Source organism: Arthrobacter sp. alpha11c (genome assembly GCF_054149985.1).
The window spans coordinates 1,106,004-1,126,271 of sequence record NZ_CP196747.1 but is presented as its reverse complement, the minus strand read 5'-3'; the positions used below and the strand labels follow the sequence as shown (position 1 = coordinate 1,126,271).

The 20,268-nt window shown below is 59.8% G+C and carries 17 protein-coding genes; 5 read left to right on the top strand and 12 right to left on the bottom strand.

Annotated elements, in window-relative coordinates; translation table 11 throughout:
- Positions 1 to 67 precede the first annotated feature (67 nt).
- The 5 genes from ACTAQJ_RS05180 to ACTAQJ_RS05160 all read right to left on the bottom strand — a co-directional run bounded on the left by ACTAQJ_RS05180 (position 68) and on the right by ACTAQJ_RS05160 (position 5,552).
- Complete coding sequence (locus ACTAQJ_RS05180) at positions 68 to 1,003, bottom strand: ROK family protein (RefSeq protein ID WP_431114953.1); 936 nt, start codon at positions 1,001 to 1,003, stop codon at positions 68 to 70.
- A 52-nt stretch (positions 1,004 to 1,055) separates the two neighbouring features.
- Entirely contained in the window at positions 1,056 to 1,946 is an 891-nt protein-coding gene (locus tag ACTAQJ_RS05175) for a carbohydrate ABC transporter permease (protein WP_498701201.1), read from the bottom strand.
- Entirely contained in the window at positions 1,943 to 2,887 is a 945-nt protein-coding gene (locus ACTAQJ_RS05170; protein WP_431114955.1) for a carbohydrate ABC transporter permease, read from the bottom strand. The genes ACTAQJ_RS05175 and ACTAQJ_RS05170 overlap by 4 nt, the downstream gene beginning before the upstream one ends.
- A 72-nt stretch (positions 2,888 to 2,959) precedes the next feature.
- Positions 2,960 to 4,300 (bottom strand): ABC transporter substrate-binding protein, encoded by a 1,341-nt coding sequence (locus ACTAQJ_RS05165; RefSeq protein ID WP_431114956.1) that lies wholly within the window; start codon positions 4,298 to 4,300, stop codon positions 2,960 to 2,962.
- Between the two features lie 190 nt (positions 4,301 to 4,490).
- The gene (locus tag ACTAQJ_RS05160) at positions 4,491 to 5,552 is read right to left on the bottom strand and encodes a Gfo/Idh/MocA family protein (RefSeq protein ID WP_431114957.1); all 1,062 of its coding nucleotides are present in this window, start codon (positions 5,550 to 5,552) and stop codon (positions 4,491 to 4,493) included.
- Positions 5,553 to 5,713: 161 nt separating this feature from the next.
- Between ACTAQJ_RS05160 and ACTAQJ_RS05155 the strand changes: the two genes are divergently transcribed.
- Positions 5,714 to 6,937: an ROK family protein gene (locus tag ACTAQJ_RS05155; RefSeq protein WP_431114958.1), complete on the top strand. Its 1,224-nt coding sequence runs from the start codon at positions 5,714 to 5,716 to the stop codon at positions 6,935 to 6,937.
- 78 nt (positions 6,938 to 7,015) lie between these two features.
- Here the strand turns inward: ACTAQJ_RS05155 and ACTAQJ_RS05150 are convergent, their stop codons facing one another.
- The gene (locus ACTAQJ_RS05150; protein ID WP_498702152.1) at positions 7,016 to 7,663 is read right to left on the bottom strand and encodes a GTP cyclohydrolase II; all 648 of its coding nucleotides are present in this window, start codon (positions 7,661 to 7,663) and stop codon (positions 7,016 to 7,018) included.
- Between the two features lie 181 nt (positions 7,664 to 7,844).
- Here ACTAQJ_RS05150 and ACTAQJ_RS05145 point away from each other — a divergent pair, with 181 nt between their 5' ends.
- The 4 genes from ACTAQJ_RS05145 (at position 7,845) to ACTAQJ_RS05130 (ending at position 13,325) form a co-directional block, all read left to right on the top strand.
- Complete coding sequence (locus ACTAQJ_RS05145) at positions 7,845 to 8,336, top strand: MarR family winged helix-turn-helix transcriptional regulator (protein WP_431114959.1); 492 nt, start codon at positions 7,845 to 7,847, stop codon at positions 8,334 to 8,336.
- A gap of 236 nt (positions 8,337 to 8,572) precedes the next feature.
- Positions 8,573 to 10,753, top strand: a complete 2,181-nt coding sequence (locus ACTAQJ_RS05140) for an amylo-alpha-1,6-glucosidase (protein ID WP_498701198.1) — start codon at positions 8,573 to 8,575, stop codon at positions 10,751 to 10,753.
- Positions 10,754 to 10,909: 156 nt separating this feature from the next.
- A complete protein-coding gene (locus ACTAQJ_RS05135; RefSeq protein WP_498701197.1) occupies positions 10,910 to 11,485 on the top strand; it encodes a TetR/AcrR family transcriptional regulator in 576 nt (191 codons plus the stop codon).
- A gap of 223 nt (positions 11,486 to 11,708) precedes the next feature.
- Positions 11,709 to 13,325, top strand: coding sequence for an MFS transporter (locus ACTAQJ_RS05130; RefSeq protein WP_498701195.1), 1,617 nt, complete (start codon positions 11,709 to 11,711; stop codon positions 13,323 to 13,325).
- 341 nt (positions 13,326 to 13,666) lie between these two features.
- Here the strand turns inward: ACTAQJ_RS05130 and ACTAQJ_RS05125 are convergent, their stop codons facing one another.
- The 6 genes from ACTAQJ_RS05125 to ACTAQJ_RS05100 form a co-directional block, all read right to left on the bottom strand.
- Positions 13,667 to 14,884: a serine hydrolase domain-containing protein gene (locus ACTAQJ_RS05125; RefSeq protein WP_498701193.1), complete on the bottom strand. Its 1,218-nt coding sequence runs from the start codon at positions 14,882 to 14,884 to the stop codon at positions 13,667 to 13,669.
- 3 nt (positions 14,885 to 14,887) lie between these two features.
- A complete protein-coding gene (locus ACTAQJ_RS05120; RefSeq protein ID WP_498701192.1) occupies positions 14,888 to 15,703 on the bottom strand; it encodes an ABC transporter ATP-binding protein in 816 nt (271 codons plus the stop codon).
- Positions 15,700 to 16,650 carry an ABC transporter ATP-binding protein gene (locus ACTAQJ_RS05115; RefSeq protein WP_498701191.1) on the bottom strand — a complete coding sequence of 317 codons (951 nt, stop codon included), beginning with the start codon at positions 16,648 to 16,650 and terminating at the stop codon, positions 15,700 to 15,702. The genes ACTAQJ_RS05120 and ACTAQJ_RS05115 overlap by 4 nt, the downstream gene beginning before the upstream one ends.
- Entirely contained in the window at positions 16,647 to 17,561 is a 915-nt protein-coding gene (locus ACTAQJ_RS05110; protein ID WP_431114966.1) for an ABC transporter permease, read from the bottom strand. Before ACTAQJ_RS05110 ends, ACTAQJ_RS05115 begins: the two co-directional genes overlap by 4 nt.
- Entirely contained in the window at positions 17,558 to 18,574 is a 1,017-nt protein-coding gene (locus ACTAQJ_RS05105) for an ABC transporter permease (protein WP_498701188.1), read from the bottom strand. The genes ACTAQJ_RS05110 and ACTAQJ_RS05105 overlap by 4 nt, the downstream gene beginning before the upstream one ends.
- Positions 18,575 to 18,665: 91 nt before the next feature.
- Positions 18,666 to 20,258: an ABC transporter substrate-binding protein gene (locus ACTAQJ_RS05100; protein ID WP_431114968.1), complete on the bottom strand. Its 1,593-nt coding sequence runs from the start codon at positions 20,256 to 20,258 to the stop codon at positions 18,666 to 18,668.
- Positions 20,259 to 20,268: the final 10 nt, after the last annotated feature.

Sequence of the window (20,268 nt, the reverse complement as noted above, 5' to 3'; positions counted from 1 at the left end):
TCGGCGGGTAATGAGCCGGGTAATGAGGAGTAGCTTTCGGGATGTTCGTGACGGCAGCGGCATGGACTTAGGATGAACCAGTCACAAGAATTGCCCTGGCATACAGGGCTGCTCCGATCAATCCAGCGTCTTGGCCAAGGGTTGCAGGGAGAATGCGGGGGCGGCGATGAAAGGTCAGCAGTTCGTAGACCGCTTTTCGTAAGGGCGCAAGCAAGGCTTCCCCCGCTTGGGAGAGTCCACCACCGATGACGAAGACCTCCGTGCCCAGGATGCTGACGCACTGGCTGATACTGAAGGCCAGTGCGTCTACTGCTTCTTCCCAGACTTGCCGGGCGATCGGGTCGCCCTCGGCGGCGAGCGAGAGTACAGCTTTCGCGCCGTCTACCGTGTTGCCGCTGATTGCCCTGTAGCGGTGGGCGATGGCTCCTGCTGAGCCGAGGGCTTCAAGTATGGTCGTACCGCCGGAAGGGGCCGGGACCAGTGCGTGGCCTATTTCCCCGGCGTAGCCTCCGGCGGTCACGGGTTTGTCGCCGGAGAACACTGCGGCGGCAATTCCCGTGCCGATGATGAGGACGGCGGCGTCGTGGTAGTCGTGTGTCTGGCGCATTTGTAGTTCGGCTGCCCCTGCGGCGGCCACGTCATGGCCGAAAGCCACGGGCATGCCGAGCCTCGACTGGGCCTGGGTGGTGAAGGGGAAGTCGCGCCATCCCAGGTTGGCTGAGTAGATGCCCGTCCCTGTGACGGCGTCGACGATGCCAGGTACCGTCAGCCCTGCTGCCTGGACCTCTGCGTGGGAGTGTTCTGCTTGTAGCTCGCGGGCGAGTTCTGCGATCCGGTCCAGTATTGTCTCTGCCGGCTGTGTTGGGTGGAGTGGTGTGGCTACGCTGCGGGAGCCCTGCACATTGCCGTTGGTATCGATCAACGCGGCTTTGATGAATGAACCGCCGACGTCGAAGGCCAGGACTGAGGCGGGTGCTGCACCAAGTGACACGGGGGATGGCATGGGTGTCCTACTCTTTGTCTTCTGAATGGTGGAACAATTTCGGGTGACGGGCTTAGACGGCGCCGTAGGACAGTCCTGAGATGAGCCGGCGCTGGAAGATGATGGCGAGGACAAGGATTGGGATTGTTCCCACTGTTGCCGCGGCGGCCATTTGTCCGAAATCCGTGCCCGCGATCGAGATGAAGAAGTTGACGGTTGTCGGGAACGTGCGGGCGTCGATGGACGTCAGGAACTGTGCGAACGCGAATTCGTTCCACGTTTGGATAACAAGCAGCAGACCTGCCGACACCATGCCGGGGCCCAGTATGGGGGTGTGGATGGTCCACAGGATCTTCCATCGGGAGGCACCGTCCAGCTGGGCGGCTTCGTCGATGTCCATGGGAATGTCCCGCATGAACCCCCGGAGCATCCAGACGGCAAGGGGGACGTTCATGGTCATGCAGGCAATGATGAGCAGGATCTGGGTGTCCAGGAGGCCGATGAACTGGGCTATCAGGAAGAACGGGATCACCACGGCGATGGCAGGGATCATTCGGAAGGACAACACGTTCAAAGCGACGGAGCGTTCCTTCCGCAGGCCGAAGCGGGTCAGGCCATACGCCGCCATGAGCGCGAGAACCAGGGACGGGATCACCGACCCGACTGTCACGATGACGCTGTTGGTGATGTATCCGCCGAAGTGCTTCCCCTGGAAGAGTTCTGCGTAATTGTTCAGCGTGGGTTGGAAGATGAACGCTGCCGGGTTCAAAACGTCGCGCTTGAGTTTGAAGGATGAGATGAGTGTGAAGGCGACGGGGAAGAGAGTGATGACGCCCCAGACGCCAACGACGGCGTAGACAAGGGCTGTTGTTGTTCTCGCCTTTCGGCGGTTGGCGCTCATGACGGCAGGTTTCGCGGGAACCGCGACTTTTTCCGTCAGGTTCGGTCCTTCTACGACGGTCATCCCTGAAGCCCTTCTGCTTTTTTGAGGTGGCGTGTGACGAATTGGGAAATGATGATGACCAGAATGAGCAGCAGGACTGCGACGGCTGACGCGCGGCCGATCCATCCTGAGGTGTAGAGGCCGTAGTGGAAAACCATCAGGCCCAAGGTTTCGGTGGCCTGTCCCGGGCCGCCTTGCGTCAGGGCGTAGGCGGTATCGAATATTTTGACTGAATCGATGAGGCGCAGGGCGATCACCAGCCCGAAGATTGGTTGGATCATGGGAAAGGTGATGTTCCGGAACAACTGCCATGCGTTTGCTCCGTCGAGCTGGGCTGCTTCTTTGGGGCGAGGGTCCAGGGAGCGCAATCCTGCGAACATGATGAGCGCTACGAAGGGTGTCCACTGCCAGGTTTCTACGATGAGAACGGAAATGAAGGCCAGCGGTGGCGAGCCGAGCCAGGCCTGGTCAAGGCCGATGGGCCGCAGGAAAGCGTTCAGGGCGCCGTTGAGGTCGTTGAAGATCAGCCGCCAGATGAGGCCGGCCATGACGGGTGCCATGACGAGCGGGATCAGCAGGAGCGTGGTGATGATGCCGCGGCCGATGAGAATGCGGTCAAGCAGGAGTGCCAGGATGGTCCCCAGCAGGACCGTGGTCAGGGTTGAGCTGAGCAAGAAGCCGATGGTGACTCCGACTGCCGGCCAGAAGTTGGTGTCCGTTCCCGAAAGCAGCCGGGTGTAGTTCTCCAGTCCGATGAACTTTGCTGCGCTCAGTGGTGTTCCCCTGTCGTAGTCGAAGAGGCTTATTCCGTAGAGGAACAGGCCCGGCAGGACTCCCACCAGGGTGACGATGATGACTGCCGGGGCAACAAACAGCCGCCCGGTGCGGTCATTGCGTAATTCAGAGGGGCTTCGCTGTGTTTTGCGGTTGGCCCTGGCCGGCGCTACCGATGCTGCGCTCACTAGATTGCTCCTTGCTGGGTCATGGTGGTGGTTGGGGGCTGTCCGCAACCACCACCATTCGTTCTTACTTGATCAGAGTGATTTGATTTCGGCGCTGGCGCGTTCGAGGGCTTCCTTGGCTGTCAGGTTTCCTACGAAGGCTTCTGAGCAGTAGTTGCCGATGATGGTCAGTTTTTCGTCGAGCTGTTCTACCTTGGGCAACCAGCTGATGCCTTCATCGCTGAGGTTCTTGGCCTTGTCCAGGGATTCAAGCATTGCAGGGTACGTGACCTTCTCCTGGTCGGTCTGGGGGTTGGCCAGGGTGCTGGTCCGGGTCGGAACTCCGCCGTTGTGGGTGTATTCCGCGGCCTTGGCTTTGGAGGTCATGTAGGTGATGAAGGCCCAGGCAGCGTCAGCGTTCTTGGCCTTCGACGCCAGGCTGAGGCCCCATCCGGCAAGGGCTCCGTACTGGCCCCGGGGTCCAGAGGGCGGCGGAACGAAAGCGACTTTGTCGGCGACAACTGACGAGTCGGGGTTCAGGATCGTCGGGGCGATGGCTGTAGCGTCAAACCACATGGCCGAATGGCCCGAGGTGAAGGCTGAGAGGGCTTCTTCGTGCGTGTAGCTTCCTACGTCCTTGGGCATGGTCTTGAGCAGGTCGAGGTAGTACTGGAGAGCCTGGACATTCTCAGGTGAGGCGATTTGATCCGCTCCGGTCTTAGGATCCCAGAAGCCAGTGCTGAACTGGTACATCAAGGTGAGCAAGCCGGACGCGAAATGGATGCCCTTCTGTGCCCGCATGGACGTCCCGTACAGCCCGTCTTCCTTGCCGTTGAAGAACTGCGCGAGTTCCAGGTATTCCTTCATGGTGGTTGGTGGTTTCTTGCCGTACTTATCAAAGAGGTCCTTGCGGTACCCGATGAAGCGGGTCTCCCCGGCGATCTGGACCCCATAGGACTTGCCGTCAACTTCCTGCAGGCCCTCACTGTAGGCCGGAAGGATGTCTTTGTAGTCGAAGAAATCCGGGGCGCTGTTCAACCGCTGGCTGACGTCTGCGACTATGCCGCGTTCAGCGAAACTGGACATCCAGAACCCGTCCACCATGACGGCGTCGTAAGCGGCGTTGCCGCTCTGGTAATCCAGTTCGATTTTCTGCTTGAGGCTGTTCTGGTCAACGATGTCCCACCGGACGTCAATGCCCGTCAATGCTGTGAAGTCGGCAGTCATTGCCTGCATTGCAGCGGTACTTGGGTGTGTTTGGGCTGCGATGGTGATGGACGTACCGTTGTACTTTTCCTTCACGCTCGTCGCCCAGTCCTGCACGCCGGGGTCCTGGCTGGCGCCCGACGTCGTGCCGCCTCCGGTAGTGCTGCAGCCGGCGAGCAGCAGAGCCGTGACGCCGACTGCGAGCAGCCGTTGCCTGTTGCGCTTCATGGTTGTTCCTTAGGTCTTGTTGGGGGTGGGTGGTGAAGAGATGCCTTGCGTGGACGGTCTGCGGTGCACCGGATTCCGGTGAACCCTCGATCGCGACAAGGACCTCGTTGGCCGGCAGGTGGCGGCGGCTCGAAGGTCCCGGGGAGTATGCGGGGGACTGGCGCTGTTCTCCTTTGCTGGGGGAGATGCGTCAGCTGACAGGGGCGGGGGCCAGGAGGTTTTCGCGGGTTGTAAGGGAAACGCTCTCACCGCTTTCCAGCGAACGGTGGACCGCTTCGATGGCGTGGGTGACGATGAGTCCCTGTGTTGCTGTGGGCACTGTGATGACCGTGCCGCGGACGAAGTCGATGAATTCGGTGACCATGTCAATGGGTACGCCGCCAATGCGGCCTGCACGCTCGGTGACGCCCCATTGAGGCCATGAAACCCGGTCCTGGGAGTAGTGGGTGATGCCTTGGTTGGAGACATCGATGTGGAAGGCATCTGTGCTGGTCTGCACTTCGTAGCGGAAATCGTAGACCGCCGGTGCGGTTTGGGGAAGGATCCACGAGGAGTGCAGGACGGCGGTGGAACCGTCGTCCATGACGAACGTTGCGCTGATGCAGTCCCATGTGTCCACGTCAAGTGCCGGCAGCACACGTTTCACCCCGACCGCATGGACTGAAACCGGCCGTGCGCCGCTGAGCCACATGGCCAGGTCCAGGGAGTGGGGCATGAGGAACCATGCCGGCGAACTCTTAGCAGCCCAGGAGAGCATCTTCGTCGGAACGAAGATGGTGTCGTTCAGGCTGATGATCTGGTTCAGGACACTGCCACTGTCCTGGGTCTTCAAAAGCTCCCGCACGGCGGAGAACCGTGGGTTCCATCGGTTTTCGAAACCGACCATGATCCTGGCGCCGCCTGCGCCTGCGGCCTTGATGATGGCCTCTGCGTCAGCCGTGGAAGTGGCCAGCGGTTTTTCGATCATCAAATCCAAGCCAGCGGCGGCGCACGCGATCGCTGCTTCTTTATGGGCGAAGTCTGGGGTGGCGATTACCGCAGCCGTGAGCTCAGGATGGGCAATGAGCATCTCTTCCACCGAAGGGTAGCCAGGGACGCCGTGTTTGGAAGCGACAGTGTCCCGTGCGTGCGGGCTTGGATCACAAACCGCGATTAGTTGCCCCAGGGGGTTCTCCTGGATGGCCCGGGCAAAGAGCCCGCCACGGATTCCTCCACCCACGATCGCGACATTCGCCGTTTTCAAACTGGTCATTAGCGTCAGATCCTTCAATAGGGAGCGGAGTCCGTATTCGATACCCAGGGTGAGTGACTTGAGTCACTAGGGTTTGTATGAGTGCCCAGCATACATACTTCATGTAAGGTGTGTCCATACATATCTTTTGGAGTTCAGCTGGCTTGAAGGAGAATCTCGTCGTGGACGTTCAAGACAAGCCCCCGTTTACCGCCTCGCCGTCCAAGGGCGGCCCGGTTGAGTCGAGGCGGCTGATTACTGCATCCCGTATCGGTGAAGCTAATCGTGCACGGGTGCTGCAGGTTCTTCACACGGATGGCCCTGCCAGCCGGGCACAGTTGGCGCGCGCGCTGAACGTGAACCGCGCAACCATTGCTTCGATTCTGCAGCCCCTGATTGATGACGGTGCGTTGGTGGAAGGCGAGCCCGTCTCTGCAGCGGTGACCGGTGGAAAGCCAGCCAGGCCACTATGGTTCAGCCATAACGGGCCACTGCTCGGCGGAGTGCGTATTTCACCGGACGGAGTGACGGTTGCGCTCATGGGAATAGACGGCAAAATCCGTGTTCAGGCTTCGCGTGCCTACGAACGGGACGCTTCCGGCGAGGTCATCATGGCGGCCATTGAAGAGTCCGCCGATGAGTGTTTTGTCGGGCGGAAAATTATCGGCATCGGTGTGGGGTCTGCAGGTATGGTGAATGCCACCACAGGCACCATCATCTCCATGCACCTCACCCCAGGACTGAACGGGCTGCAGGTCGGTACACGGCTTCAGGAGCGGTACGGAGTTCCAGTCCTGGTGGATCACCACCCGCGGGTCCAGGCCCTGGGGGACCGCTGGTTTGGCCTGGGCCGGCATCTGCAGGACTTTGCCTCCGTCTATACGGGCGAGGCATTGGGCTTCGGGATCGTCTACCAGGGAGCAATAGTCCGCGGCAGGGACGGCGCGGGTGGTGAATCCGGCCATACCACCGTGCAGCTCGACGGCGCTCCATGTCGGTGCGGGCGCCAAGGGTGCTGGGAAACCGTCGCTACCCTCGGTTGGCTCCGGGAACGGGCAGCCGAGCTCCAACTACCGCAGGCGGAATCGATGGATTCCGCTGCGCTGGTGGCATTGTCGGCTGAGGGAAATGCCGCCGCAGCGGACTTGATGGATCTCTATGCACGCAACCTTGCCGTTGGAATGGCCAACAACGAAGAAGTACTCGGCTCGGGGACCTACATCATGCACGGTGATGTGTGCGGAGGTGGAGAGCCAATGCGCGAAGCCATTCAAGCCTGGATGATCAAGCTTCCGCTCGACCGAGGGCAACCCGCCACCGTGCTCTTTGCCGACACGCAGGACCCCATGACCCTGCTCGGAGGCGGCGGCCTCATCCTTGCCTCAACGTTCTCGATAACCGTTTAGCCATCCGGTGCTCCCCGGAACTTCGTATGGGTTTAGCGATGAACAACCAAGGTCCAAAGTTTGTGAGCCGGGGTGCGCTCAGGCGAAGTCAGGGAGGTTCAACGTATGGGCAGTACGGTCGCGTTTGGCGGCAAGGTAGCGGTGGTTGGTAGAGGACAGGTGGACTCCCGTAGGCACCTGCTCCGTCACCTGGATCCCGAGGGCTCCCAATTGAGCTGTCTTGTCAGGATTGTTGGTCAGCAGTCGGATGCTGTCGGCGCCAAGGGCGGTCAGCATCTGGGCCGCTGCTGTGTAGTCGCGCTCGTCTTCACCATGGCCAAGAGCCAGGTTGGCTTCGTAGGTGTCCAGGCCGGCGTCTTGGAGGGCGTAGGCATCCAGCTTTGAGTACAGGCCTATTCCGCGGCCCTCCTGGCGAAGGTAAAGCAGGAATCCGCCTGCTGCGGCGATCTGTTCCACGCCTTCCCGCAGTTGGGGTCCGCAGTCACAGCGCTCAGATCCGAACACGTCTCCCGTCAGGCATTCGCTATGTAACCGGACGAGTGGTGCCGGGTCCGTATGGCGCAGCAGAGCCTGCTCCCACTCGCCCAGGGCAAGCAGCAGATGCTCCTTCCCATCCGCCAGTCCGTTGAAGGTCAGCACTTCGGCTGTTGCTCTAAAGCCGTCGGGGAACTGCAGGGGCACAGTGACCTGGCTTCGGACCGCCGCTCGAGAAAGGGCTGCGGCCATTCCGTGCGCTTTGATGGTCGCGGATACAACAGTCATCTCAGATCCTCAGCATTCAGTAGGATGGAATCAGATTTTTACTTCACGTATGAAGCAAACGCTAGGGCTATTTGGTTCACATTGCAAGTGAATGACGTCAAAATACAGTTCATGCTTGAAGTTTTTCTCGGGTATGCTCAGTCTCATGGAACATTCTTCGGGACCTCGGTGGCTAAATGACGAGGAGCGACAGGCCTGGCTCGCATTCGTTGGCGTGTTGATGCGGCTGCCCCCTGCCCTGGATGCTCAACTGCAGCGCGACGCAGGGCTCAGCCACTTTGAGTACACGGTTCTCGCTGGGCTCTCTGAGGCCCCTGGCAGGACCCGTCGTATGAGCGACTTGGCTGGCTTTGCGGAGGCTGGGCTCCCGCGCCTGTCCCAGGTGGTTGCCCGTCTTGAAAAGCGCGGTTGGGTGCTCCGCTCACCCGACCCCACCGACGGCCGTACTACTCTGGCAACCCTGACCGAAGAAGGGTGGGAAAAAATCGCCAGCTCAGCCCCCGGTCATGTAGAGGCTGTCCGAAGCCTCGTCTTCGATCCTCTCACTAAGACTCAGTCACGCCAGCTGAGTGAAATCTGCCAACGCATCATGCGCACCATCGACCCTGACGATCGATGCCTCCGTGACATCGACTGATTCGCGATCGCGTCCATGATCCTTAACCCTCATCCACTCACCGCGGCAACCGCCTACCCAGCCGGAGGATTATTAATGAGGCAACGTATTCCCCACCGCGGAGGTTAGTCACGAGTCAACGCGTGCTCTGGCCTGAGAGGGAAAGCAGGCGTAGCGTCGTTCGAAGAATTGGCACTGACGGCAGCAACACGACCCGCTGGATCAGGGTGGGCGATTCAGATTTGTGAGGGCCTGAGATGGCTGGCTGGAATGCGGACACGGCGGCGGGGCCTCTGGGAGCCGGGACGATTACCCTGCTCGAGGGGTCCTCGTTCTGCATCTCTTTGCAGAGCGGGGACATACAGCCGGAACATCCACACGGTCTTTTTGTCAGGGACACACGCATTTTGTCCTGCTGGCAGCTCACGATTAACGGTTACCCCCTTGAGCCGTTGGCGGCGGAGATGAAGGAGCCGTACCGAGCGCTGTTTGCAACGCGGGTTTCCCGCTCTGACGGGTATGCGGACAGCCCGCTGATTGTGGAGCGGCTGCGGGAAGTTGGAGTGGGCATACAAGAATATGTGCGCATCGGAAATTACTCACTGGACCGCGTCGATTGTGTTGTCTCACTGAGAGTTGAGGCGGATTTCGCAGATCTGTTCGAGGTGAAGGAGGCGCGGATCCAGCGGCGCTGGGATCAGACCCGCCAATCTGACGGGGACACACTAACCATCCAGGCTGTTTGGCAAGATGTCCGGAAGGGCGTTGTTGTCCAGGCTCTTGGAGCGGACATTGGTCAAGAGACGCTCACATACCGGGTCTCGGTCCCGCCGCACGGCGAGTGGAGCACTACCTTGACAGTGACTCCGATGGCCGAGGGGACCAATCCTGAAGCTATGTTTGTCCATCCTGATGAGGACGGCCTATCCCCTCGTGACCTGCGTCGGCAGGAATGGGTGGCAAAGATTCCCGTAGTGCAGATGGGAAACCTCTCTATCGAGCGAATTGGCCGCCGGAGCTACGACGACTTGGGTTCCCTTCGCATAGAGGATCCGAACCATCCTGACCGTGTCGTGGTGGCCGCGGGCGCGCCCTGGTTTATGACGCTGTTTGGCCGCGATTCACTGTGGGCATCCGAGATGTCGATGCCGGTGGATCCGTCGTTGGCATTGGGCACACTCCAAACGCTGGCAGAACGGCAAGGAACAGTGGTGGATCCTTTGAGCGAGGAGGAGCCAGGCAAGATCCTCCACGAAGTCCGGCTTGACGTTTCCAGCGGTTTGTCCCTGGGTGGAAAGTCCGTCTACTACGGGAGCGTGGACGCAACGCCCCTGTTTTTGGTGGTCTTGGGGTCCGTCGGTCGCTGGGGCTTCGCGAAAGAAACCATCGCCGATCTCCTTCCGCATGCAGATCGGGCGCTGGCTTGGATCAGGGACTACGGCGACAAGGACGGTGACGGATTCGTTGAGTACGCGCGACTCAATCCCAACGGGCTCGTCAACCAAGGATGGAAGGACTCCTGGGATGGCATCAATTTCGCTGACGGAGCCTTGGCCGTACCCCCTATCGCTCTCTGCGAGGTGCAGGCCTACGTCTACGTTGCGTATCTCTCGCGTGCATGGATGGCCTACCAAGCGGGAGACGGTCCCTTGGGAAACGAGTTGGCCATTCGTGCCAGCCAGTTGAAGGAACAGTTCAATGAGCAGTTCTGGATGCCGGATCGGGGCTACTATGCGGTGGCCTTGGACCGCGACAAGCGTCAAGTCGATGCCTGCGCTTCCAACATGGGCCACTGCCTTTGGGCCGGACTCGTGGACGAGGACAAGGCCCCACTGGTTGCTGAAAGGCTGATGTCCCCGGAAATGTTCAGCGGCTGGGGAGTGCGGACTTTGGCTAGCGACATGGGCGCTTACAATCCGGCAAGCTATCACAACGGTTCGGTGTGGCCGCATGACAATGCGATCATTGCCGCCGGCCTGCTGCGCTACGGATTCGTTGAGGAAGCGCAGCGTATCGCCACTGCCCTGCTCGAGGCGGCCGAGCTTTCCGATGGCCGATTGCCCGAGCTGTTCTGCGGCTTCAGCCGAGAACGCTACGCGCGGCCCGTGCCCTATCCCACGGCCTGTACCCCGCAGGCTTGGGCAGCGACCACACCCATCTTCCTGGTGACCAGCCTGCTGGGATTTGATGCCGATGCGTCCCAGGGCGGTTTCTGGATGGATCCTGTGCTCCCGAAGTCCTATGGTGACCTGCATGTCAGGAACGCACCCATGGCCGCTGGCCGGATCAGTCTCGACATCGAGGATTCAATACCCTCAGTCCACGAAATGCCTGAAGGTATGGTGTTCCATCGCGGCCGCAGGCCGTGGCTGGCAGAACTCGTCCGGCAAGCTGGCCGGGAGAAATGGCCTAACACCCACAACGCTCCCGCGGAATAAGCCGCTGATGGGCAAACACTTCCCTGTGGCCCGTCAAGCGAAGGCTCAGAGGGTACTTCGAACAGCGCAAACGCGACCTTCATGACAGGTCGTCATAGTGGTGCCGGGCTATCGTGAACGTTTCGTATTGGATGATTCACGTATTAGAGTCATCGTATGGCGATTAGAAGCGAGCAGAGTCAAAGAGCGATCCTCGATGCGACCATGGCGTTGCTTGATGACAGAAAACCTGGTGCCCTGACCGTCCAAAAGCTATCGATTGAGCGTGTCGCCCGGGAAGCGGGCGTAAGCAAGACAACGATTTACCGGTGGTGGCCCAGCAAGGCTGCGGTTGTGATTGACACCTTCCTCGACAATCACATTGCGCGTACTCCCATACGGGAGGATGTCCCGGCGATCGAGGCACTCAAAGAGCACCTTGGCTCGCTGGCCGAGATTTATGGCGGCCGGGAGGGCCACCTCGTCGCCCAGCTAATTGCGGAGTGCCAGTACGATCCGGCGGCCATGGCGGAATTCAAGGACCGATTCTGGAATCACCGCTTGGAAGCCGCGCTTGCCCTTATTGAGCGGGCGGTCCAGGAGGGGGCGATCACGAGTGACATACCGCCCATGGTTGTGACTGAACTTCTCTACTCGCCAATCTACTTTCGGTTGTTGCTTCAGACCGGACCGCTTGATCGCAAGATGACGGACCAGACACTAAGGGCAGTGCTGGAAGGCGTCCGCGCATAGCTGGATAAGGAACAAACACAGGAAGGGATTGACGCTGTCAGCGTCAATCCCTTCCTGTTTGCCTGCCCGTGTGGGAGGCATCGATTGCTCCGGGGCTGGCAGACAGATGGCCGTCCAGGCATTGTCAATACGATACGGATCGTATATATTCGGGCTGGGGCGTCGCGCTGCATCAGCCCGGTGGGGTTTACGTCACCCATTTCCGTGAACAAAGGAGTTCCACGTGACCTATCCGAATCAACTTGCCAATCCATCGAATCAAGGTCCTGAGCCGTACCCGCCCGGCACCCAGGTTCGTGTGGGCGCGACGCTTACGGCAGCCTTTGCCGCACCGTTCGTCTCTTCGATTGCGAACGTCATACCTGGATCCCTGAATGGTGTTCTGCAGCAGCACTTTCACGCCCACGCTTCGCAGCTCACGTGGATCACCGCAGCATTCCTGATTCCGGTTGTCGTCTTCGAGCTAACCTTCGGCGCCATCGGTGACATCTTTGGGCGAAAGAGGCTCATGTATCTGGGGTCACTGCTCCTTCTGGCCGGAAGCGTAGCCTCGGTGTTGGCTCCGACGGTTGAAGTGATGTGGCTTGGCGCTGCACTGAACGGCCTGGGCGCGGGCGCGTTGTATCCGACGTCGTTGGCCATGGTGGCCGCCGTCGTGCACACACCAGTCCAGCGGACCCGAGCCATCGCGGCCTGGGCAGGATTTCTCTCCCTCGGCGGTGCCATCTGTCCCATCATTGCCGGGGCGTTCGCAAACGCGGGCTGGTGGCAGGGCGGCTATGTGCTGATCGCGGTCGGCGCAGTCATCACGCTTGTTCTGGTTATCCGGGCAACGGATTCCTCAGCGCCCATGGGCCGAAAGCTGGATCTTCCCGGTCAGGTGACGTTTGCAGTGGGCCTGACCGTGGCCTTGTGGGCCACAGTGCAGGGATCCGAGGTCGGCTGGAGCCGACCGGAGATCATCATCGGCTACATCGTCGCGGCTGTCCTGCTGGCCTCTTTCATCATCATCGAATTGCGAACACCTTCGCCACTGCTGCACCTGGGCATGTTCAGGATTCGTTCATTCTCGATTGTTGGCATCGTAACTGTGATCGGTACCTTTGGATTTCTCATATATTGTTTCTCCACCAGCGTTTGGCTTGGCGTGCTGCAGCACCAGAATGCGGTCTACATCGGGGTCATTTGGCTCGTGATGCAGGGCCCGTCCTTCGTCTTCGCCCCGGTCGTTGGCAGGCTCCTGCACTCCGTCAGTCCACGGTGGCTTCTCAGTCTCGGGTTCGCGTTGATCGCCGTTGGTGGCTTTATCGCGGTCGGATTTGACCCGCACGACTTTGACTGGACGAAGTTCTTCCTTCCGGGGGCGTTCATCGGTATTGGCTGGGCCCTGACCATCGCGTCCATTTCGGAGGTATCTGTGAACACCGTGCCGAAGTCCCTTGCCGGGATGGGCAGCGCCACGACGAACCTTGTTCGCGATCTCGGTTTCGCGCTCGGCCCCGTCATAGGCAGTGCAATCGCTTTCGGGACGGCCAACAGCCAGCTGATTCCAGCTTTGGGCGCGCTGAACCTCCCGGCGGAGCAGGCAGGCCCGGTTCTGGGTATCGCCCAGGCCGGTGGAGCAATTGCCGTCAATAGTGTTCCCACCCTCCCGGCTGGTGCGCACGAGGTTGCCCTGACGGTATTGGGCAGTGGATTCCAGTTGGCCTTCCTGATCGGTGCGATCGCTGCCGCTGTTGCAGCAGTGGTCACACTCATCGGCCTCGCTGGCATGGACAACCAACCGTCGGTCGAAGAGGTTACAGCCAAGGACCTGCAGCCTCTGGCCGATCCCGTCTGACGTTACTTCCCAAGGCGTCTCATCGGTCGCCCACGGCGGGTTTGCGTTTACCGTCGCTGCCACCGCGAGCACCTACCCGGATGAGGCAGGTGTTGAATCTGACTGTCATAAAGGGTGCGGGAAGCCTGAATCCAGGTTGCTTTTTGGCTCGAGATTTGTCCGGGATATCGACTTCTCCGATGATGACGACCGCGACGACCAGCCGACGACGGCGGCGAAGTCCGCCGTCGTCGGCTGCAAGGTCCTCTGGAACCTTCTTGAGATGTGGGCGGAAAGCGGGCTACCTTGCGGGAAAGGCTGTGCGTGAACCAGAGAGTGAAGTCCGTTACGCCGAGTGCAAGTCAGCTGGTACGAGTGTGTTCCAGGATGTTGACCATTTGCCTGAAACCTTCGGCATGCGTCTGGCTGAGTTCGAGCGCGACCGGCTGTGGGCAGGAGGAGAACTTCGCGATTACTGTGTCGCTGATCGGGTCAATCCAGATGAATTGGCCGTGGATCCCGGCAGCGTAGACCGTGCCTCGCGGATCTCCGGGGACCCACCATTGGTTTCGGTATGAGCCGTTGGGGTGGACTTGCTGGTAGGCCGTTCCCCGGGCCAGTTGCGGGTCTCCGCCGCGCATCGTGTCCTTGATCCACCATGATGGGACGATTGTTTGCCCGTTGGCTTTTCCCTCGTCCAGCATTAGCTGTCCGATTTTGGCCATGTCCCGTGCGGTGCAGGCGATTCCGCCGTTCGCAAATGCGAACCCCCCGGAATCGGTGGTGATGAGTGCATCATCGCTGGTCCCAAGCCGGGACCATAGTTCGTCCGAGAGGACTTCGGCGTATCGCTTTCCGGTGACGTTTTCAATGATCCATGCCAGCACGTCTGTACTGGCCGAGCAGTACTGGAATGATCGGCCGTGTTCGCCGTCAGGCTGGAGGCGCGTGAGGAATTCGTAAGTGTCCCTTGAATCTGTGTCGAGCTTTGGACGCCAGCCGGCGATCCTGTCCTGCTGCTGGACTTCTGCGTCTGCATCCAGGTAGTTCTCGCTGTAGCGGACTGCGGCGGTCATGTCGAGCACTTGGCGGATCGTCGCGTTACCGTAAGCGCTTCCCGCTAGCGCAGGGACGTAGTGGCGGACACTCTGTTGGGTGTCTATGAGTCCTTTGCCCACCAGAATGCCTATGGTGAGCGCGCAGATGGATTTGGAAACAGACATCAGGACGTGCCGGTCGTGCGGTTGGAAGGCGCCAAAGTAGCGCTCCATGACCATGTTTCCGTGCTGGAGTACCACGATGGCGTCTGTGTGCGTGGATTCCAGGAACTGGTCAACACTGCGCCACTTCTCTGCTTGTTCCGTGGTGTCTGCAGCCATTCCCATGAAGGGCTGGGATGAGCTGCCCCGACGGATCGTTGCGGTAGTAACGAGTTCACTGATGTGAGCGAAGCCCCAGCGGTTGAATGGGCTTTCCTGCCAGTTGTCCAAGGTGACGGGCTCGTTGAAGTCCTGGCCGGTGTAGCGGTCGATCTTACCGGGACTTGTAAGGAGGAAACCGTTTGCTGTTGTCTCTAGCATGTTCTAGTCGCTGCCTTGCGTGTTAAAGGTGTGGGAGTCTGCGATGTCTGGCTGGCCGTGCCCTGGGGCAGCCTCAAGGAGTTTGCGGGTGTAGTCGTGCTGTGGGTTGGTGAAGATCCGCTCGGCTGGTCCGCTTTCCACGATCTTTCCGGTCTTCATGACCGCAACGTCATCGCTAAGGTAGCGGACGACGTCGAGATCGTGAGAGATCAGCAGATACGTCAGCCCCTTTTGTTGCTGCAGCTCCTGGAGCAGGTTCAAAATCTGGGCCTGGACGGAAACATCAAGAGCGCTGGTGGGTTCATCCAGGATCAGGAGACGGGGCGAGGTGGCCAGAGCGCGTGCTATGCCGACGCGTTGGCATTGTCCTCCGGAGAGTTGGTGTGGGAGCCTGTGTGCGTGTTCGGCTCCCAGCCCGACCTCGTCAAGCAGATTGTTTACTCTTGCTTGGAGGGTCTGCGCCTTCAGGGAAGTGTGGGTCCGTAGTGGCTCTGCCACTGAAGCCCCGATGGTCATGCGTGGGTTCAAGGCCGCCACGGGATTCTGCAGTACTATCCCCATTCGCGAACGGACAGTGCGCAGTGCCTTGGGTCCTAGCATGCCGAGGTCTTGTCCTTCAAAGATGGCCCGCCCGGATGTGGTCCGCATTAGCTGCATGGCGCAGCGGGCCAGGGTACTTTTGCCAGAGCCGGATTCTCCGACCAGGCCGTAGACGGTACCTTCCTGGATGTTGAGGGAGACGTCGTCGACTGCCGTGAAGACTCTTCTATGGTGCGGGAACGTTTTGACGATGTTTTCGAGGGTGAGAACGTTGGTCATAGTTCGGCTTCCTGGAGGCAGGCGACTGCCTGGTGTGGTCCTGTCTCGGTGAGGAGCGGGTCGGTGAGGGAGCAGTCGGTGACTGCATACAAGCAACGGTTTCTGAAGGCGCACCCGGTGAGGGAGAGGAGGTTTCCCGGCACTGTTCCAGGGATGGCGTTCAGTCGCTGGCCGTTGGTTCGCCCTGCTGGGAGGGCGCCCAGGAGGCCGCGGGTGTATGGGTGGCGTGGGTTGTTCATGACGGCTTCCACAGTTCCGGTTTCGATCACCCTGCCTGCGTAGAGGACCGCCACCCGGTCACATACATCGCGAATGATGCCAAGGTTATGGCTGATGAGCAGCACACCGAACCCAAACTTGTGTCGGAGTTCGTCAATGAGGACCAAAATTTGCCGGGCGACTGTGACGTCCAGAGCCGTGGTCGGCTCATCCAGTATCAATAGCCGGGGCTGGCGTAGCAAAGCCATGGCAATCATGGCCCGCTGCAGCATCCCGCCGGACAATTGATGCGGATAACTGCGGTAGACACGTTCGGGGTCGGGAAGGCCGACCAAGGTCAGGTGTCGTATGATTTCAGCTTTGCCTTCGGACCTTGAGATCTGTCGGTGTCGGGTCAGGACATCGCTGAGTTGGCGGCCAAGGGTGAAGACGGGGTTGAAGGCAGTTCCGGGGTTTTGGAATACGATGGCCACTGAACCGCCTGGTTCTGATGCGGCCCCTAAGGGATCATTGCTGATGGTCACTTGCCCGGTACGCCGTGCACCCCGTGGAAGGATCCCCAAGGCTGCGAGTCCAGTCAGTGACTTGCCGCAGCCGGTTTCCCCTACCAGGCCGAGAATTTCTCCGGCGGAAACATCAAGGTCGATCCCGCGGACGGGGCGGTTGGTAACCTTCCCCCGGTCAGTGAATTCGACGTTTAGATCGCGGATGCTAAGTACATGCGTCATCGCTTTACCTGCCTGGGGTCAAGGAGGTCGCGCAGCGAATCTCCGAGGAGGTTGAATCCCAGGACGGCCACAAAAATGGCCAGCCCCGGAAAGGTGGCTATCCACCAGGAGCTGAATATAAGTCCTCGTCCTTCGGCGACCATCAGGCCCCAGTCGGGCAAGGGCGGCTGAGTTCCAAGACCGATGAATGCCAGGGATCCGGCGGCCAGGATCACAGTACCGATGTCAACGGTTGCTTGGACGAGGATGGGCGTCATGCAGTTGCGAAGTATATGGCGGCTGATGATGAGCAGTTGCGGAATGCCCATGGCGCGGGCTGCTTCGACGTAGGAGCGTTCCCGAAGGGATTTTGCTTCCGCTCGCACAAGGCGCGCATACCAGGGCCACCAGCTGATGGCCAAGGCGATCCCGGCGTTGGTCAGGCTGGGCCCAAGAATCGCAACGGTCACCATAGCCAGGAGCAGAGGCGGGAAGGCCTGGAAGATCTCGGTCACACGCATCAAGGCTTCGTCAAGCCAGCCACCGCAATACCCGGCGACAGCGCCGAGGGGAATGCCGATGAGGGCAGCGGCCGCGACAACGACGGAAGATATGGTGAGCGCCGGGTTCGCGCCCATGATGATGCGGCTGAGAACGTCACGACCGAGTTGATCGGTGCCTAGCCAGTTTAAGGGGTTGGGGGCGAGGTTTCGGGCGGAGGCATTGGTCGCACCCATTCCCTGATCAGGGAAAGGTGCCAGCCATTGCCCGAAAACAGCCAGGATTACGAGAAGGATAATGATCATGGCGCCGACGGCGGCCAAACGGTCACGGCCCAGCGACTGTTTGAGTAGCTTGATCGGTGTGAGAGTTTGCTGTTCTCCGGTCGTCCCGGAAAGGCTAGGGGCGGCGATTTGGGTGGTGGGGCTCATGACATGCTCACTCTGGGATCGATTCGGGATTGCAGGATGTCCACCAGAAGGTTGGCCAGCAGGTAGGCTGTGGCGCCCATGAGTGTAATTGCCATGATGGCCGGGTAGTCCACTGCAAGCATGGAGGATGTAGCGAACTGCCCAATCCCTGGCCAGTTGAAGACAGCTTCGACGAAGAAGGTTCCGGTCAGGGCGTAGGCTGCAGCCATTCCGGCGATAGACAGGACGGGTGGCAGAGCATTTTTCAGGGCGAGGCGCCACCGGATGGCGGACTCCCTCAGACCGTAGGCCCGGGCGGTGAAGATGTAATCCTGGTTCATGACATCGAGCATGGCGGCCCTGGTCATTCGTGCAACGAGTCCGAGAGGGTATGCGGCCAGGGTGAGGGCCGGCAGGATCATGTGCTGCAACCCGTCGGTGAAGGCCACGCCGTTGCCGGTGATCATGCTGTCCAACAGGGGAAGACCGGTCACATGAGTGATGGGGTTGGAGTATTTGATGGAGTTGCTGAATTGCCCAGTGGCTGGAAGTATTCCCATCCCTCCAACGAACAACAGTTGAAGGAGCAGCCCGAGCCAGAAGGCGGGCACGGAAATCCCACCGATAGAGAGGAAACGGATTGCTCCGTCGAAGAATCCGCCCGGGCGGCGGGAGGCCACTACGCCCAAGATGATCCCTGCTATAACAGCCAGAGCTATCGCAAACCCGATGAGTTCCAGTGTGGCTGGGAGGCGCGTGAACAGCTCCTCCAACACGGGGCGTTTTGTGGCAAGGGAATGACCCCAGTCGCCTGTAATCAGATTCCTCAAGTACTCGAAGTACTGAACAAACAAGGGACGATCAAAACCCAGTTCTTGGCGGACCCGGTCAAGCTCGGCAGGCGGGGCCTTCGGACCGGCATAAATGACGGCTGGGTCGCTGGGAACGATACGGGATAGTACGAAGACGATCGCTGTGAGCACGGCGAGAACCAGCACCGATGTGATGAGCCGTCTGAGGACGAACCGCAACATGGTTCTCCTTATCTTGGATGATGGAATGAAGGTTGGAGCGGGGAGAAGCGGCCCGGCTCAAGAAGCCCGGGCCGCGTCTCAGAAGGGATGGCTAGGCAGCGGGTTTGATAGATGCAAAGAACACCGTGAAGGGATAATTTTCGTTGAACTGGGAAATGTTCAGTCCAGCCGGAACGACGGAGACGGCGCGGGCGTCGTACAGGAACGCAGCAGGTGCCTCCTTATAAAGGAGCTGCATGGCTTCCTCATAGAGGTCCGCGGCTGCAGACCTGTCCGTTCCTGTCAGTGTTGCCGCCTTATCCACCAAGGCGTCGTACTCGGGGGATTTCCAGTAGCTCAAGTTGAAGGATGGCTTTTCGCTGGAATGGAACAGTGTGGTGAGGTTGTCACTGCCGGCGTCGCTGTAGGTCGGCCAGTAATACAGCACAAAAATGTCCTGAGCTGTTGCGGGATCGGCCTTGGCGGCATCCCACTGCTGATTGAACAACTGGGCCTTGACGTCCACTTCCACACCGATCTTGGCGAACGCATCCTTGATCAGTGGCACAAAGCGGGCTTCCGCAGGGTTTTCGGAGGCATAGCTAAGAGTGAGCTTCAGGCCGTCGGCATGACCAGCTGCGGCCAACAGTTGCTTGGCCTTTTCCAAGTCTTGGGAGTACTGCGGGACATCTTCGCTGTAGGGGAATATGCCCTTGGGAGCAGGGCCGTGGGACTGCGTACCGTAGCCCTGCCCTCCGATGTCGATGATCTCCTGGTACGGAATTGCGTAGCTGAGCGCGCGGCGGACCTCAGGGTCATTCAACGGTGCGCGGCTGGTGTTAAACATGGCCAGGAAGTTGAAGGGTGAGTTGAAGTCTTTCACCGTGAATTTCGGATCGTTAGCCAGCGTCTTGGCATTTTCCACGGGGATGCTGGTCGCATAATCGACCTCTCCTGCGGTCAACATTTGCTGGGCCGTTACCGCATCCGGAGTGATCGAGATGTCCACAACGTCGAAATGGGGGGCCTCTTCTTTGTTCCAGTGGGCATCGAACTTTTTCAGGACGACCTCAGAGCCGGGTTTGTAAGAGTCGATGGTGTATGGTCCGGAGCCGGCGTCAATTCCGGCATCAAAGTACTTCTCGTCCTTGGCCGATGCCGCCAGGGCCTTGGGAGAAACGATCCAGGCGCCATAGGTGGAGGAAGCTACGAGGTCCATTGGGGCAGCGTATTTAAGATTGATAGCGACAGTTGAGTCGTCAGGAGTTTCAATGCTCTCCACCGGGGCCCAGATGAAGGATGCTGCTGCCCGCTCCCTTGCGGCGTCAATGCTGGCCTTGACAGCTGCAGCATTGACGGGCTCGCCGTCGTGGAAGGTTGCGCCCGAACGGATCTTAAAGGTCCATGCCTTTCCGTCCTCACTGGCGCTCCAGGACTCCGCGATGGCCGGCTTGAATTCTTCGGCGGAGCCTTCAGGGTTCTTCCATAGCAGGGGCTCATAGACGTTTCCCATGTACAGCGCCTCGGTTGAAAAGGAACGCACGGGATCCCATGTGGTTATGGCAGCAGACGCGGCGACAGTGAACACATCCGGCTTTGAAGGTGCATCCGGGGAGGGAGTGCAGCCTGCTGAGCCTAACGCAAGAACCACTGTGGCGGCCGTAGCGAAGACGGTCCGAGCCGGGGTTGGAAATGAGAGTGCCAAGAGAGACTCC